Source organism: Ureibacillus sp. FSL K6-0165 (assembly GCF_038004285.1).
Classification (GTDB): domain Bacteria; phylum Bacillota; class Bacilli; order Bacillales_A; family Planococcaceae; genus Ureibacillus; species Ureibacillus thermosphaericus.
In genome coordinates, this window is sequence record NZ_JBBOQS010000001.1 from 2,466,156 (window position 1) to 2,480,038 (window position 13,883).

The window sequence follows — 13,883 nt, forward strand, 5'->3', positions numbered from 1 at the left end:
TAACGCCCTTTATTCATAAGGAGGTAATAGATTGAAGGATATTAAAATCCAACAAATTATTGGAATTATTATAGGAACTGCCATTTTCAGTTTCGGTTTCGTCCATTTTAATATGTTAAATGAGCTGGGAGAAGGCGGATTTAGTGGAATTACTTTAATTCTATTTTTTACACTTAATTGGGATCCGGCAATTATGAACATCCTTTTAAATATTCCAATGTTTATTTTAGGTTGGAAATTGCTTGGACGTAAAGAGTTTTTCTACTCGGTTCTCGGCATCATAAGCGTTTCTGTATTTTTAAGAATTTTTCAAAGCTATCAATTTCCGCTAGATTTGCACAACGATTTACTACTGGCGTCTTTATTTGCAGGAGTATTTGTAGGTGTCGGTTTAGGTATCATTTTTCGTTGTGGTGGGACTACTGGTGGCGTTGATATCATTGCCCGCCTTGCCAATAAATATATTGGTTGGAGCATGGGAAAAACGATGTTTCTATTCGACTCTTTAGTACTAGTTGCCTCTTGGTTAACTTTCTTAAGTTCCATCACAATGATGTATACGCTTGTGGCTGTATTTGTGGGAGCTAGAGTGATTGATATCGTTCAAGAAGGGGCATATTCTGCTAAAGGGGCATTCATTATTTCCAATAAACCAGATGAAATTGCAAAATCCGTAACTGAAAAAATGAATCGTGGAATCACAGTTTTTCATGCTTACGGATACTATACAAAGCAGTCAAGAGATGTGTTGTACTGCATCGTCAGTCGAAATGAAATCGTTCAACTAAAATCCATTATCCGTAAACTCGATCCAAATGCTTTCGTGTCGATTGTTGATGTAAAAGATGTAACAGGAGAAGGCTTCCGAATTGAAGAATAATAAAATGCTTTAGCCCTTTACTTGATTCCATTACATTCAGCTCGTACATTCAAAGGCTGTCTAGGTAAATCTGCTCCATAAGACAGCCTCAAAAAATGTCAAGTATATTAATGATCTTCTTCGAATTCGATTGAAATGCTCTCCTCTGTTGAATCTGATTCTTTAATATCTGAAATTCTAAAACCATCATACGTTTCTTCATCTTCATTATCTAAATAGCTTAAAGATAATTTAATGGAATATATTGCAAGACATAGAATAATAATGAAACCAAGAAACCCGAACAAAAACAGTTTCGAATAACTAATCTTCATCTTTCCCCTCCTGTTCAAGCCGATTTGCTATATCTTATTAATGAAAGGGAGGGCTTATTAATTTATTCATGGAAAATTTGAATTTTTTCTTACATATTTATTTGTTCAAGTTAAATGGAATCTTTGTCACCCCTATATTCCAACTAATTATTCTTCTAAAAAGCAAAAAAGCGAATTGGCATTTGACCAACTCGCTCTTTACAGTTCATTAATCTTCATTAGAACTCATATTTGTAAATATTAAAATTAAACGCAATAGCTCTAGTACAGCCACTGCAGCTGCTGCAACATAAGTTAATGCTGCTGCACTTAATACTTTTCTTGCGCCACGTTCTTCATCATTGTTAATAATTCCTAATTGAATGACTTCATTCATAGCGCGTTTCGACGCATCAAATTCCACTGGTAATGTTACAAGTTGGAACAATACGCCGGCACCAAGTAAAATAATACCTAATAAAAGCATATTGGCACTGTACGAAATAATACCGATTAGTACAAAAATCCAAGATAAACTAGATGAGAAGTTTGCAACTGGTACAAGTTTTGAACGTAAAGTTAAAAAAGAGTATGCTTCTTTATGTTGAACAGCGTGTCCGCATTCGTGGGCAGCTACTGCAATTGCAGCCAATGAATCATTATGATAGTTATCTTCAGATAATGCCACAGTTTTTGTCATCGGGTTATAGTGATCGGATAAAACACCTTGTGTTGGAACGACGCGAACATCATAAAGTCCATGACTATCTAAAATCATTCGCGCTACTTGAGCACCTGTTAAGCCTTTTGACGCATGTACACTTGAAAAACGTTTATAAGTGTTTCGAACTTTAAATTGTGCATAAATTGGTAATAATAAAATGATTAGAAAGTATAGAATATACATCCTGTTGACTTTAGTCCCCTTTCCTACTGTTCATCTTACTTTTTATTCTAATTATTTATTAAATTATATGCAAATAATTACGCTTCTTTAAAGAATAATAGGAAATAGCTATGCAGGCAATTGATAACCAAAATGTGAAATATCCAATATGGTTGGCATATTTGTATAAACTGCTGTACGTTGGCATTTGTCCATATACATAATCGATGACATCATTATGCAAAGTCCAGATAGCAGCAATGGTAATATGAATGTTTGTAAAGCGGTATTTCTGCATATATAGAATTCCTTCAACTGCCATCATACCATGAGAAATAATCAACATCCATCCTGCAACCCCAATTGAACCTATCTCCATCAATGTTAGTATATTCATCACTACTGCCCATATACCGTATTTCACTAACGTTATTAATGCAAGAGCTTCGATTAATTTAAAGTTCGTGCCCAATAACCAGCCTATAATAGCTAAACAGAAAAATAAGCTCGCAGTAGGGCTATCCGGTACAAAAATGAGAAATTGTGGTGCCGTTCTTGAAAGTTGAGGAATATACCAAATATATCCGTAGATGGTACCTAAGAAATTAACAATGAATAACAAAGTTAAAAAGGTGCGATGTTGTAACACGTACGTAAACTGCGGCAATAAGGTTTTCATTGTGTTTCTCCTTTTTGAAAAAATAGGCATATATGGTTATTATTTTTCATAAGTAATAATACCAAATATGACAGCAGATTGTGAATTATTTCCGAATTTTATATACATACGCCATAAAGAAAAAAGGAGCTAGCATAATAACTAACTCCCTTCAAAAACATTATTCTTCTTTTAATGACGCAATAAATTCTGCTAATGTTTTTAATTCTTCATCCGTACCAGAGAATTGTCCTGGAGGCATTGCACCACGACCATTTCGAATTACTTCTTCAACTTCTTCAGCTGTTAGTTCATTACCTAATAACATAGGGTTTGAACCAACACCTGTTAAATCACCGCCGTGACAAGCAACACAAGTTTGTTGAGATTGGAAGATTTGATAGCCTTCAGAATTCTCATCAATTTCAATATCTGGTACTAGTCCTAAATCTTTTGGTGTAATTTGACCTTGAGCTTTTGAAGCTTCCCAGTCATGGTTTACAACAGACTCCCATGTTAAATAGAACATTGAAGCTACTACCAATAACATAATTGCAGTTGGAATTGGTCGTTTTGATGGACGACGCTCAGGACCTTTATCTAACCAAGGCATTAATAATAATGCTGCAACAGCAAGTCCTGGCATAACAATTGCACCGATAACGTTATAGTCACCAGAAGCAAATGAATATTTTAATAATTGATATAAGAATAAGAAATACCAGTCTGGTAATGGAATATAACCTGTATCAGTTGGATCAGCTGGACGCTCTAATGGTGATGGGTGAGCGACTGTTAAAATCAAATAACCGATAAGGAAAACAGAACCAACCATCCATTCTTTTAATAAGAAGTCTGGCCAGAAGGCTTCTGTTTTACCTGGATATTCGGAATAATCTTTCGGCTTATTCGGCATTCGGTTTGAGGCCTTAACGCGAGAGTCGCCGACGAATTTCATTCCTTTTCCGCGATGCATGTTGTCCCCTCCTTTTGAATAACAACTCTATAAATTAAATCATAGTGGTCCTGAAATACCTTGACGACGAATCATAATAAAGTGAACTGCAAGCAACGCAAATAAAGCTGCTGGCAAGAAGAATACGTGAATAGCGAAGAAACGAGTTAATGTTTGAGCACCGATGATTGTAGCATCACCAGCAAGTAAGATTTTGATTAGTTCACCAATAAATGGTACAGAACCCGCAATTTCAAGACCTACTTTTGTAGCAAACAACGCTTTCATGTCCCAAGGTAGTAGGTATCCTGTGAATCCAAGACCTAACATAACACAGAAGATTAATACCCCTACAATCCAGTTTAATTCACGAGGTTTCTTATAAGAACCTGTGAAGAATACACGAAGCGTATGTAAGAACATCATTACGATAACTAATGAAGCTCCCCAGTGGTGCATACCGCGCACAATCTCACCAAATGCTACTTCGTTTTGCAAGTAGTATACTGATTTCCATGCATTCTCTACGTCTGGTACATAATACATTGTTAAGAACATACCAGATAAAATTTGAATAACCGTAATGAAGAATGTAAGTCCTCCGAAACAGTAGACGAATGCAGAGAAGTGATGTGCAGGGTTTACGTGCTCTGGCACTTCATGGTCGGCAATATCACGCCAAATTGGGGTGATATCTAAACGTTCATCGACCCAATCATATAATTTATTTAGCACTTGTGTTGTACCCCCTAACTAATTAAACTAATGTGTTTGGTATTTTCTTCCCAAGCATTAAATAACCATCTTTTTCAGATACTTCATACTCATCTAACGGACCTGTTGGTGGTGTACCTGGAATGTTTTTACCATTCTTTTCATAACGTCCACCATGACAAGCACAGAAGTATTCATTTGGGCGGTCACCTTCCCAGTTAACCGTACAACCTAAGTGTTTACAAACAGGTGAAAGAGCTACGATTCGATCTCCTTCTTTGTAAACCCAAGCCATTTCCGAAACTTCAGACTTATACCAAGCGTCTACTTGTTCATAAGTAAAGTCAACTCGTACGGGAACATCAGTTAAGTCAGCAATTTTTTGGCTAGTTAGTATAAAATCGCCTTCAGCTTTAACTTGTAAAGCTGGATCAATTGCAAAGCGTAACATTGGCATTAGCATACCTGCCGCCATAAATCCACCAACACCAGTTAAAGTGTAGTTAAGAAATTGACGTCTTGAAACCTTTTTGTTAACCATCCTTTTCCCCCCTCTAACTTAAGGTCAGTCCAACAGACATAATAATAATAGTATAAACTAGGACATATCTATGATATATCAATAAAATAGGCAGGTCAATATTGCAATATCTCGTATTTATTTAGATTGTGAACAATTATTGAAATAATTTCTACTGTTGAGTCCACTTAGATGTCAGAACTGGGATTACTTGTTTTAATTGTTCTTCTAAAATTCGTTTCTTCACATCTTTGTCCATCGATTCAATTGGTATTGCAGGCAACCAAATAACATCCACTTCTTTTTGAAGGTTTGTCCAATAATGATCGCAAGTGATAAAGATGACGTGTTTAAATCCTCCTTCTTGTATATTTTTTTTCAAGATTGGGACAACCTGCTCGCTTCTTGTGCTTTCTGTATAAGAAAATGGAGGAATTAACATTAAGCGGCCTTTAAATTGCTGTTCAATAAAGGATGTAAGCGACATTAAAAACTCTACATCCGAGCTGCTTTTTACCATCTTGTCCTCAGCAAAATCTAAATAAACTAGTGGAACGATTGCAGTATCAATAAATTCTTTGTTCTGTTGATATTGTTGTACATCTTTTACTTGAAAATACATTTTTATTTCCTCCAAATAATCATTTTTTCATCAATCATAAATCATTATACCCCACTCTATTAGAAAAAGATGATGAAAATAAAAAATCCAGTCGAAAAGAGCGTCTCTTTCGACTGAATTTCGCTAGTGATGTTTCGAAGTTTCTTTTAATGCTTGTAATAGATTCGAAAGTTCTAAAAACTTTTCTTTATCTCCTTGGTCAAGCGCTTCATCTATTTCTTTTAATAATTTCTCTTCTTGGAACGTTAGCATGCTCGTATTCAGTATTTCTTCTGCAATTAACCGGTCTTTTTCATTAATATGCAAGTATTTTGGCATATACGGATTTTCTTCCAATACTGCCAAATACAATTGGTTAGGTGGCACATTCGGAAAGTTTAGCTGAATGTACATATCTTCATTTGGATAAAGTCTTAAATCATGAAAGGATTTTTCAGCATCACTTGTCATAATGTTGCCTTTGTAAAATCTGAACGGCACACCATTTGAATCAACACTCGACATTACAATCGCTCTCGGACAATAATGAGCTTCTTCTACAAAATGAATATTTTCAAGCAACTGATCATTACTAAGCAAATAATTTAATATCCATACACATTCTCGTCGCTTCAATTGGAAATTTTTTAAAAACCAGCGCACAAAATTCTTTTTGTCTACAATTGGTACGGAAGAAGTCATGAGTGTCCCTCCCCTATTCTAGACTCTCAAGCAAATCTAACCACTGTACTTCTGCAGGTTGTAACTCAATTAATCGTTGTACTACTTCTTTCGCTTCATCTCGTTTACCATCTTCAATAAGGAAATAACAATAGTTTTCTAGAAAAGATGTATCATCCTTTAATTCATTATATGCTGCTTTATAAATTTCGTATGCTCGTGTGTACTCTTCATTTTTTGCATAAGCATCCGCAATGAAAGGATATAGCGAAATCCACTCAAACTGTTCCTTTTGTAAATTTTCATACAGCTCAATGATTTCATCATAGCGTTCCATTTGATGGTAAATAGACATTAGTACAAGGATTGCTTCCATATATTCAGGGTCTAGAGCAATAGCTTTTTGCAAATGCTCAATGGATTCTTCGGGAAGGTTATTTTTTAATGCAATTTTACCTGCAAATAAATAGAAGGATTTTTCATATTCATCTCGTTTAATTCCTTCTTTTATTATACTATATGCTTTTTTATTATCCTCTAACATGGCATAACTTTGGGCAAGTAATAGATAACTGCTAAAGTAATCTGGATCTAGTTCTTTTAAATCTTCTAATTGCCTGATAGCCGTTTCATATTTTTCGCATTGGAAAGCGCTATAAGCACTGCCGTATAACAAATCAGCAGTTACTTTCTCTTCCAATGCTTCCATGTAATAATCAAGGGCCGTTTCATATCCCCCGCCTGCACGGTATACTTCAGCAAGCCTTTCTGCCAGTAATACACCCGCAATGGTTTTTTCTTGTTTATGCAAGTCTTCGTAAATTCGTGCAGCTTCTGTAAAACGTCCAATTTCAAATAATAACTCCGCTTTTGCAAAATGAATTAGCGGTTCATCGGGAAGTATTTCCAACGCTTCGTTGATCCGTTGTTCCGCCACTTCATACAACCCTTGCATTTGATAGTAATCAGCAAGAATTAGCAAGCATTGGGGATACTCTGGTGCGCTCTCTTCAATGCTAGTTAAAATATTGAGCGCTTCTTCTTCCTCACCAAGCTCAATTAACACCGAAGCGTAGTCGATTGCAATTTGTGCTTCATCAGGAAAGATGAAACGTAAATGTTCCAGCACTCGTTTTGCATGCTGTATATACCCATATTGCAAAAACAAATCGCTAATTTCATATTGAACTTCTGGTGTTTCGTTAAGAAAAAATGTCTCTAGTAGGGCATCAATGCGTTCTATTTCTCCTTCTTCAATTGCTTCGATTAAGTCCTTTGTGATGTTATTCAATTTGCTCACCTTTACTTTCTTTATCTATTAATATGCTACAAAACTAATTTTCAATAGACAAGAAAAAAGGTTCATCACTAATAGATGAACCTTTTTTATCAATTATTTTAATAGTAAATCAAGATGCTCAAAAAATGTTGGATAGGAAACGGCAATACAATCTGCATCATCAATTTCAATTGGCGAGTCGGTAATTAATGAGGCAATTGCTGCCATCATCCCGATTCGATGGTCGCCGTATGTGCTTAATTTCGCTCCTTTTAAACTTGTTGGACCATTGATAATCATGCCATCATCCGTGGCTGTAATATCTGCGCCAAGTTTCTTCAACTCTGTTACGACTGCAGTGATGCGATCTGTTTCCTTCACTTTTAATTCTTCTGCATCGCGAATAATTGTCGTTCCTTCCGCTTGAGTAGCTAGTAGCGCAATTATTGGAATTTCATCGATAAGACGCGGAATAATATCCCCTTCTATCGTTGTCCTTTTTAAATTGGACGTCCTAATCGTAATCGTTGCTGTTGGTTCTGCTGCATCGGATAACTCTTGATCAACCGTTACATTTGCTCCCATTTGCTGCATGACTTCAATAATGCCAGCCCTTGTAGGATTAATGCCGACATTTTTCAGAACGATTTCACTATTTGGAACAATCGCACCAGCTACTAAGAAAAAGGCCGCAGATGAAATGTCGCCCGGCACATCTACATGCGTTCCATGAAGTCGTTGACCGCCTTCTAAGGATATAACGCCATCCTTTACGTCAATCTTTGCACCAAATTGTTGTAGCATGCGTTCTGTATGATCCCGAGAAATCTCTTTTTCCCTTACAATCGTAGTACCTTCTGCTCTAAGTCCAGCTAACAATATCGCAGACTTCACTTGAGCGCTGGCAACAGACATCGTATAATCAATAGCTTTTAATGCTGTTCCTTGAATGGCAATTGGCGTATATTGTCCATTTTCACGTCCATTGATTTTTGCCCCCATTTGTTTCAATGGATTCGTGACGCGACCCATAGGACGCTTTCCAATAGAGGCATCACCAGTCATCACACTATGAAAGTTTGTCCCTGCAAGGATGCCCAACATTAATCTTGTTGTCGTACCTGAGTTGCCTGTATATAATACTTCTTTCGGTTCTTGCCAACCGTCCATTCCTGGACTATTAATTTCAACATTTGTACCATCCACTTGAATATCAACACCGAGTTTTCGGAAACAATCAATCGTGCTTAGACAATCTTCACCGGGAAGAAAACCTGTAACAGTTGTTTTTCCTTCCGCAATAGCTCCAAACATTACCGCACGATGTGAAATTGATTTATCACCCGGTACGGTTATAATACCTTCTAACCGTGGTTTATTATAAACTAATACTCTTGAAGTCAATTTTATTACCCCTTTCCACATACGAGTTAAGAAACGTGCATTTCAAAGTTCGTATGTGAACGAATGCATTTCATTGCTTTTTCTCGATCTTTTTCATTTTGGAAACTAATCACCAAAATACCAAATATGTCTTCTCTCGTTTCGACTACTCGGATATTTGTAATACTGATATTTTCGTCTGCTAGGTAGCCAGTAATTTCGGAAATTACACCAGGGTAGTCTGGAATATCTACGTATAAATCGTATGTAGTATAGAATGCCCCTGTTGAAATTGGCAATGCATCACGAACATCTTTCGCTTTTCTAAAATACTCTTCAACAGATTCATCATCATTTTCCAGTAATATTTTCTTTACTCGTTGCATTTCATCAATCCAAGCATCCATTTGCCCGATGAGCTCTTCTCGATTTTGCAATGTAATGTCTCTCCAAATCATCGGGTTCGATGATGCAATTCGAGTAATATCGCGAAAACCACCTGCGGCAAGCATACTTGTCATTGGAAATCTTTTATTTTCCTCATTTAACTGGTGAACAAGGGAAGCAGCTACGATGTGAGGAAAGTGGCTGACTACCGCCGTCATATGATCATGTTCTTCCGCATTGATTTTCACTAATTTTGCTAACGTATATTTTAACAACTGTTCTAGAGCGATAAGATTATTTCCATCTTCATCGTCAAAAGGAGTTAAAATATAATACGCATTTTCAAAAAGGTAGGGTTTTGCAGCCGTGATGCCGCTTTTATGGGAACCAGCCATTGGATGTCCGCCAATAAATGTAATTCCTTTTTCTCTTAGCTCTTCAGCTTTCTTCATAATTAACCCTTTTGTACTTCCTGTGTCGGTAATAATAACATGTTGCTTTAACGACCAGTGCTTCAATTCATCCATCCATTGTAGCGTTGCGTTTACCGGTGTTCCAAAAATGATAAAGTCCGCATTTTTAGCCGCTTCCTCTACATCCTCCACCACTTCATGTACAATATTTAAAGTTTCTGCAAGATTTCTCGTTTTTCCAGAAAGATCATAGCCAACTACTTTTGTTTTGGGAGCTTTTTGTAGAGCTAATGCCAAAGAGCCCCCAATTAAGCCTAATCCTATGATTAACACATTACGGGTCATGCCAATACTCCTTGCTCCTTTAATACCTCTTCAAGAAGTGATAAAAACTTTCGGTTTTGTTCTTCTGTACCGATAGAAACTCGAATGAATCCAGGTGTACCTAAGGCATTCCCACTTCGAATAATAAATCCGCGTTTCATCATTTCTTGGAAGATCACATCACTGTCTGCTTTTACTTCAAATAAAATAAAGTTTGTTTGTGATGGGTAATATTTAAGTCCATGTTTGTTACAAAATTCAACATATTGCTGTTTACCTTTTTCCGTTTGTTCCACTGTTTCTTGAATAAATTGTTGATCTTCCAATGCAACAATCGCTACTTTTTGACTTAATACCGTGTTGTTGAAAGGTGCACGCACTGGGTCTAATGTGGCAATTAATTTCGATTGACCGATTGCATATCCGATTCGGAAGGCAGCTAATCCGTATGCCTTAGAGAATGTACGCATGATTAATACATTCGGATATTCCTCTACGTAATGCAACGTATCTTTATAAGCAGGATCTGTTATATATTCAAAATAAGCTTCATCTAATACGATTAGTACATCACTTGGTACTTTCTCTATAAAGGAGCTTAATTCCTCATCCGATACAATAGTTCCTGTTGGGTTATTTGGATTACATACCCATACAATTGACGTGTTTTCATCAATTGCTTCTAACATTTTTTCTAAATCATGCTTACCATCTTTCAATGGCACTTTTCGAACTTCTGCTCCTTCAACTTCTGCATTATGACTGTATTGAGAGAAAGATGGATCTGCCATGACTGTATTAACACCGGGATAAAGAAGTGCCCGCGTAATGATTGCGATTATATCATCTGAACCGTTTCCAAATAGCAATTGTGATTCATCTACACCAAGATGTTGACTCACTGCTGTACGAAGTTCTTGCGCATAACCATCCGGATAAATGGCAAAATTCATTCCATTATTTACAATAAAATCTTTCACTTTAGGAGAGCAGCCAAAAGGATTTTCATTTGAAGCAAGCTTAACAACTTCCTTTAAACCAAATTCTTTTTGTACTTCCTCAATGGGTTTACCTGGTTGGTAAGCTTTCATACCGTAAATTTGTTTTTTAAATTTCATGATTGACGCTCCTTTTTATCGATTTTCATTGACTAAATCTGGTCTTAGTTTCACCGCATCATTTAAATAAACGTGGCGTATTTCTTTTTGAGGTACCGATGTATTCACATGCATTAACACTCGAATACATAAAGGCAAAGATCCAGGAACATCCATTTCGTGGGTACACATCGTTGGTACATATTTCCACCCATCAATTGAACGCACGGCCTTTGCTGGGAATGCGGCGTTAATATCCGGTGTTGTCGTGACAATCACCGAAGCAATATCTTCTGGAACGATATTGTTAACTCTCGCCATTTCTAACACTAATCTTTCCGTCTCACTATAAATCGCATCGGGCGTATTCGATTCTATCGTTATCGCTCCACGTATGCCGCGAATCATTTACATACCTCCTCTAGCAGATAGCGAAGCTCTCTATCTACTTCTCTACATTCCGATTCCCCAATTTCTCTTACGAATGGTTGGCCGATTTCCTGTAATAAAACAAATTTTAATTTGCCATATTCAATCTTTTTATCTTTCATTAAATATTCATATAATTCTACAAAAGAGAATCTCTTTACTTCTTCGAATGGATAGTCGTTTCGATATGCAAACTTTAGAAAATCAATCGTAAATTCTCTAGAAATTTGACCGTATCGTTCGCTCAAGAGAAGTGCATACACCATCCCGATCATGACCGCTTCTCCATGGGCAAGGCCGCCATAACCAGCTGCTGCTTCAATAGCATGACCATATGTATGCCCCAAATTTAAATATTTTCGGACAGATTGTTCAGTTTCATCTTGCCCTACGATTTTCGCCTTTACTTCGATGCCTGATTTCAAGTGGTTTGCTAAAGCTGTTTTGTCAATTTTCGTAATTGATGGAGTTTGCATCAATTGTTTTAACCATTTTTCATCTGAAATCAGCGCGTGTTTAATTACTTCAGCCATTCCTGAACGAATCTCTTTTGTTGGTAAACTATCTAAAAAGTTGATATCATAAATGACCGCTTCCGGTTGATAAAATGCTCCAACTAAGTTTTTGCCTAGCGGGTGGTTAATTGCCGTTTTTCCTCCAACGGCTGAATCGTGAGCTAAAATGGTCGTTGGAATTTGAATGTATGGGATTCCACGCATGAATGTTGCTGCTACAAACCCAGTCAAATCACCAACTGCTCCTCCACCAAAGGCAAATAAAAAGGATTTGCGCGAGCAATGTTTTTCAATTAAAAAAGTGTGGGCATCTTCGAAATTTTGAAAACTTTTACAAGCTTCCCCACCTGGCATCACAAACACTTCGAAAGGATAAGGGAAGTTTTCTTTAAAATATTGTTGTTGTGCTTGCCAAACATTCTCATCGGTAAAAACGACGAGTTTATCTGCTTTTTCAATTTTCTCTTTTAATGAATCGCAAGCGGTACGTAATATACCGCTTCCGATGAACACTTCGTAGGAATGGCTTTGGGTATTTACTGGGATTCGCATCATTAAAACTCCTTCGCCAATTTACGTGCTTCTTCAATTTGTGCTTTTAATTGTGGTAATTGATCGCTATGGAACTGTTCGACAATCGCCTTGGCAATTTCCCAAGCGATGACGCATTCAGCTACAACAGATGCAGCTGGTACTGCACAAGCATCGGAACGCTCCACACTTGCTTTAAATGGTTCTTTCGTTTCGATATCAACACTTTCAAGAGGTTTGTAAAGTGTAGGAATTGGTTTCATTACACCGCGAACAATGATTGGCATTCCTGTAGACATGCCACCTTCAAGGCCACCTAAACGATTTGTACGACGATGATAGCCTTGTTTATCATCCCAAACAATTTCATCATGAACTTCAGAGCCTCTACGACGAGCCATTTCAAAGCCGATACCAAACTCAACCCCTTTAAATGCATTGATGGATAACATCGCTTGCGCCAATTTACCATCTAATTTACGGTCATAATGAACGTAAGATCCTACTCCCGGCGGCATACCTTCCACAATGACTTCGACAACACCACCGATGGAATCTCCTGCTTTTTTCGCCTCATCAATTGCTTCTACCATTTTCGCAGAAGCTTCTGGGTCCACTGAATAGCAAGGATCATTTTCAACAATTTGGCGAATTTCATCTGCTGATTTGCCTGCAACTTTTGATGTATCTGCTTTAATGCCGTAAATTTCAGTAACATGTCCTACGATGGAAATACCTAATTCTTTTAAAAGAGCTTTTGCAACGGAACCAACAGCCACTCGCACAGTCGTTTCTCTAGCGCTCGAACGCTCTAACACATTTCGCAAGTCACGATGACCATATTTAATTCCGCCGACTAAATCAGCATGTCCAGGTCGAGGTCGGGAAATTTGACGCTTAATTTCTGAAGGATCTACATCTTCTGGGAGAGGTTCAATTCCCATAATTTTTGTCCAATGTTTCCAGTCATCATTTTTTACCACTAATGCAACAGGTGAACCTAATGTTTTTCCGTGACGAACTCCTCCAACTATTTCAACAGTATCTTTTTCAATTTGCATACGGCGTCCGCGACCGTGACCACCTTGTCGTCGTTTTAAATCGTAATTAATTTGTTCTGCAGTTATCGGTAAAAGGGACGGCAACCCTTCAATAATTGTCGTTAATTGTGGACCGTGGGATTCCCCAGCAGTTAAATATCTCATCAAACACTTTCTCCCTTCAACTCGTTAAAGTATGTATTTTTTAATATAACATAAAGCTAGTAAAAAAACATTGTGAATAAATAATTTTAATATAATATAGAATTTAACGAAAATATAATACGCTTTTCGCAC

The 13,883-nt window shown here is 37.1% G+C and carries 16 protein-coding genes; 1 reads left to right on the plus strand and 15 read right to left on the minus strand.

Features of this window, described 5'->3' with window-relative positions; genetic code table 11:
* Positions 1–31: 31 nt before the first annotated feature.
* Complete coding sequence (locus NST00_RS12145) at positions 32–880, plus strand: YitT family protein (RefSeq protein ID WP_016836978.1); 849 nt, start codon at positions 32–34, stop codon at positions 878–880.
* A gap of 107 nt (positions 881–987) precedes the next feature.
* On the opposite strand, the gene NST00_RS12150 is transcribed toward NST00_RS12145, so the two are convergent.
* The 15 genes from NST00_RS12150 to aroC form a co-directional block, all read right to left on the minus strand.
* Positions 988–1,194, minus strand: coding sequence for a hypothetical protein (locus NST00_RS12150; RefSeq protein ID WP_096550827.1), 207 nt, complete (start codon positions 1,192–1,194; stop codon positions 988–990).
* A 208-nt stretch (positions 1,195–1,402) separates the two neighbouring features.
* The gene (locus NST00_RS12155) at positions 1,403–2,080 is read right to left on the minus strand and encodes a zinc metallopeptidase (RefSeq protein WP_016836975.1); all 678 of its coding nucleotides are present in this window, start codon (positions 2,078–2,080) and stop codon (positions 1,403–1,405) included.
* 58 nt (positions 2,081–2,138) lie between these two features.
* Complete coding sequence (locus NST00_RS12160) at positions 2,139–2,738, minus strand: DUF1405 domain-containing protein (protein ID WP_340710026.1); 600 nt, start codon at positions 2,736–2,738, stop codon at positions 2,139–2,141.
* A 160-nt stretch (positions 2,739–2,898) separates the two neighbouring features.
* The gene (locus NST00_RS12165; protein WP_096550825.1) at positions 2,899–3,693 is read right to left on the minus strand and encodes a menaquinol-cytochrome c reductase cytochrome b/c subunit; all 795 of its coding nucleotides are present in this window, start codon (positions 3,691–3,693) and stop codon (positions 2,899–2,901) included.
* Positions 3,694–3,732: 39 nt separating this feature from the next.
* Positions 3,733–4,407, minus strand: coding sequence for a menaquinol-cytochrome c reductase cytochrome b subunit (gene qcrB / locus NST00_RS12170; RefSeq protein ID WP_016836972.1), 675 nt, complete (start codon positions 4,405–4,407; stop codon positions 3,733–3,735).
* A 22-nt stretch (positions 4,408–4,429) separates the two neighbouring features.
* Positions 4,430–4,927: a QcrA and Rieske domain-containing protein gene (locus NST00_RS12175; RefSeq protein ID WP_016836971.1), complete on the minus strand. Its 498-nt coding sequence runs from the start codon at positions 4,925–4,927 to the stop codon at positions 4,430–4,432.
* Positions 4,928–5,078: 151 nt separating this feature from the next.
* Positions 5,079–5,528, minus strand: coding sequence for a YpiF family protein (locus NST00_RS12180; protein ID WP_016836970.1), 450 nt, complete (start codon positions 5,526–5,528; stop codon positions 5,079–5,081).
* Between the two features lie 123 nt (positions 5,529–5,651).
* Positions 5,652–6,209 carry a ReoY family proteolytic degradation factor gene (locus NST00_RS12185; protein WP_016836969.1) on the minus strand — a complete coding sequence of 186 codons (558 nt, stop codon included), beginning with the start codon at positions 6,207–6,209 and terminating at the stop codon, positions 5,652–5,654.
* A gap of 13 nt (positions 6,210–6,222) precedes the next feature.
* Complete coding sequence (locus tag NST00_RS12190; protein WP_016836968.1) at positions 6,223–7,479, minus strand: tetratricopeptide repeat protein; 1,257 nt, start codon at positions 7,477–7,479, stop codon at positions 6,223–6,225.
* 102 nt (positions 7,480–7,581) lie between these two features.
* Positions 7,582–8,871 carry a 3-phosphoshikimate 1-carboxyvinyltransferase gene (gene aroA, locus NST00_RS12195; RefSeq protein ID WP_340710027.1) on the minus strand — a complete coding sequence of 430 codons (1,290 nt, stop codon included), beginning with the start codon at positions 8,869–8,871 and terminating at the stop codon, positions 7,582–7,584.
* 26 nt (positions 8,872–8,897) lie between these two features.
* Positions 8,898–9,995, minus strand: coding sequence for a prephenate dehydrogenase (locus tag NST00_RS12200; protein WP_016836966.1), 1,098 nt, complete (start codon positions 9,993–9,995; stop codon positions 8,898–8,900).
* The gene (gene hisC / locus NST00_RS12205) at positions 9,992–11,092 is read right to left on the minus strand and encodes a histidinol-phosphate transaminase (protein ID WP_016836965.1); all 1,101 of its coding nucleotides are present in this window, start codon (positions 11,090–11,092) and stop codon (positions 9,992–9,994) included. The genes NST00_RS12200 and hisC overlap by 4 nt, the downstream gene beginning before the upstream one ends.
* A gap of 15 nt (positions 11,093–11,107) precedes the next feature.
* Positions 11,108–11,479 carry a chorismate mutase gene (gene aroH, locus NST00_RS12210; RefSeq protein ID WP_016836963.1) on the minus strand — a complete coding sequence of 124 codons (372 nt, stop codon included), beginning with the start codon at positions 11,477–11,479 and terminating at the stop codon, positions 11,108–11,110.
* A complete protein-coding gene (gene aroB / locus NST00_RS12215; protein WP_016836961.1) occupies positions 11,476–12,567 on the minus strand; it encodes a 3-dehydroquinate synthase in 1,092 nt (363 codons plus the stop codon). The genes aroH and aroB overlap by 4 nt, the downstream gene beginning before the upstream one ends.
* 2 nt (positions 12,568–12,569) lie before the next feature.
* The gene (gene aroC / locus NST00_RS12220) at positions 12,570–13,751 is read right to left on the minus strand and encodes a chorismate synthase (RefSeq protein WP_016836960.1); all 1,182 of its coding nucleotides are present in this window, start codon (positions 13,749–13,751) and stop codon (positions 12,570–12,572) included.
* Between the last annotated feature and the right edge of the window lie 132 nt (positions 13,752–13,883).

Bases quoted from the DNA above. Each gene is read 5' to 3' on its own strand.
- NST00_RS12185 (WP_016836969.1), bottom strand. From the start codon at position 6,209: ATGACTTCTTCCGTACCAATTGTAGACAAAAAGAATTTTGTGCGCTGG.
- NST00_RS12165 (WP_096550825.1), bottom strand. From the start codon at position 3,693: ATGCATCGCGGAAAAGGAATGAAATTCGTCGGCGACTCTCGCGTTAAG.
- aroC (WP_016836960.1), bottom strand. From the start codon at position 13,751: ATGAGATATTTAACTGCTGGGGAATCCCACGGTCCACAATTAACGACA.
- hisC (WP_016836965.1), bottom strand. From the start codon at position 11,092: ATGAAATTTAAAAAACAAATTTACGGTATGAAAGCTTACCAACCAGGT.
- NST00_RS12160 (WP_340710026.1), bottom strand. From the start codon at position 2,738: ATGAAAACCTTATTGCCGCAGTTTACGTACGTGTTACAACATCGCACC.
- aroH (WP_016836963.1), bottom strand. From the start codon at position 11,479: ATGATTCGCGGCATACGTGGAGCGATAACGATAGAATCGAATACGCCC.
- NST00_RS12150 (WP_096550827.1), bottom strand. From the start codon at position 1,194: ATGAAGATTAGTTATTCGAAACTGTTTTTGTTCGGGTTTCTTGGTTTC.
- aroB (WP_016836961.1), bottom strand. From the start codon at position 12,567: ATGCGAATCCCAGTAAATACCCAAAGCCATTCCTACGAAGTGTTCATC.
- NST00_RS12155 (WP_016836975.1), bottom strand. From the start codon at position 2,080: ATGTATATTCTATACTTTCTAATCATTTTATTATTACCAATTTATGCA.
- NST00_RS12200 (WP_016836966.1), bottom strand. From the start codon at position 9,995: ATGACCCGTAATGTGTTAATCATAGGATTAGGCTTAATTGGGGGCTCT.
- NST00_RS12180 (WP_016836970.1), bottom strand. From the start codon at position 5,528: ATGTATTTTCAAGTAAAAGATGTACAACAATATCAACAGAACAAAGAA.
- NST00_RS12175 (WP_016836971.1), bottom strand. From the start codon at position 4,927: ATGGTTAACAAAAAGGTTTCAAGACGTCAATTTCTTAACTACACTTTA.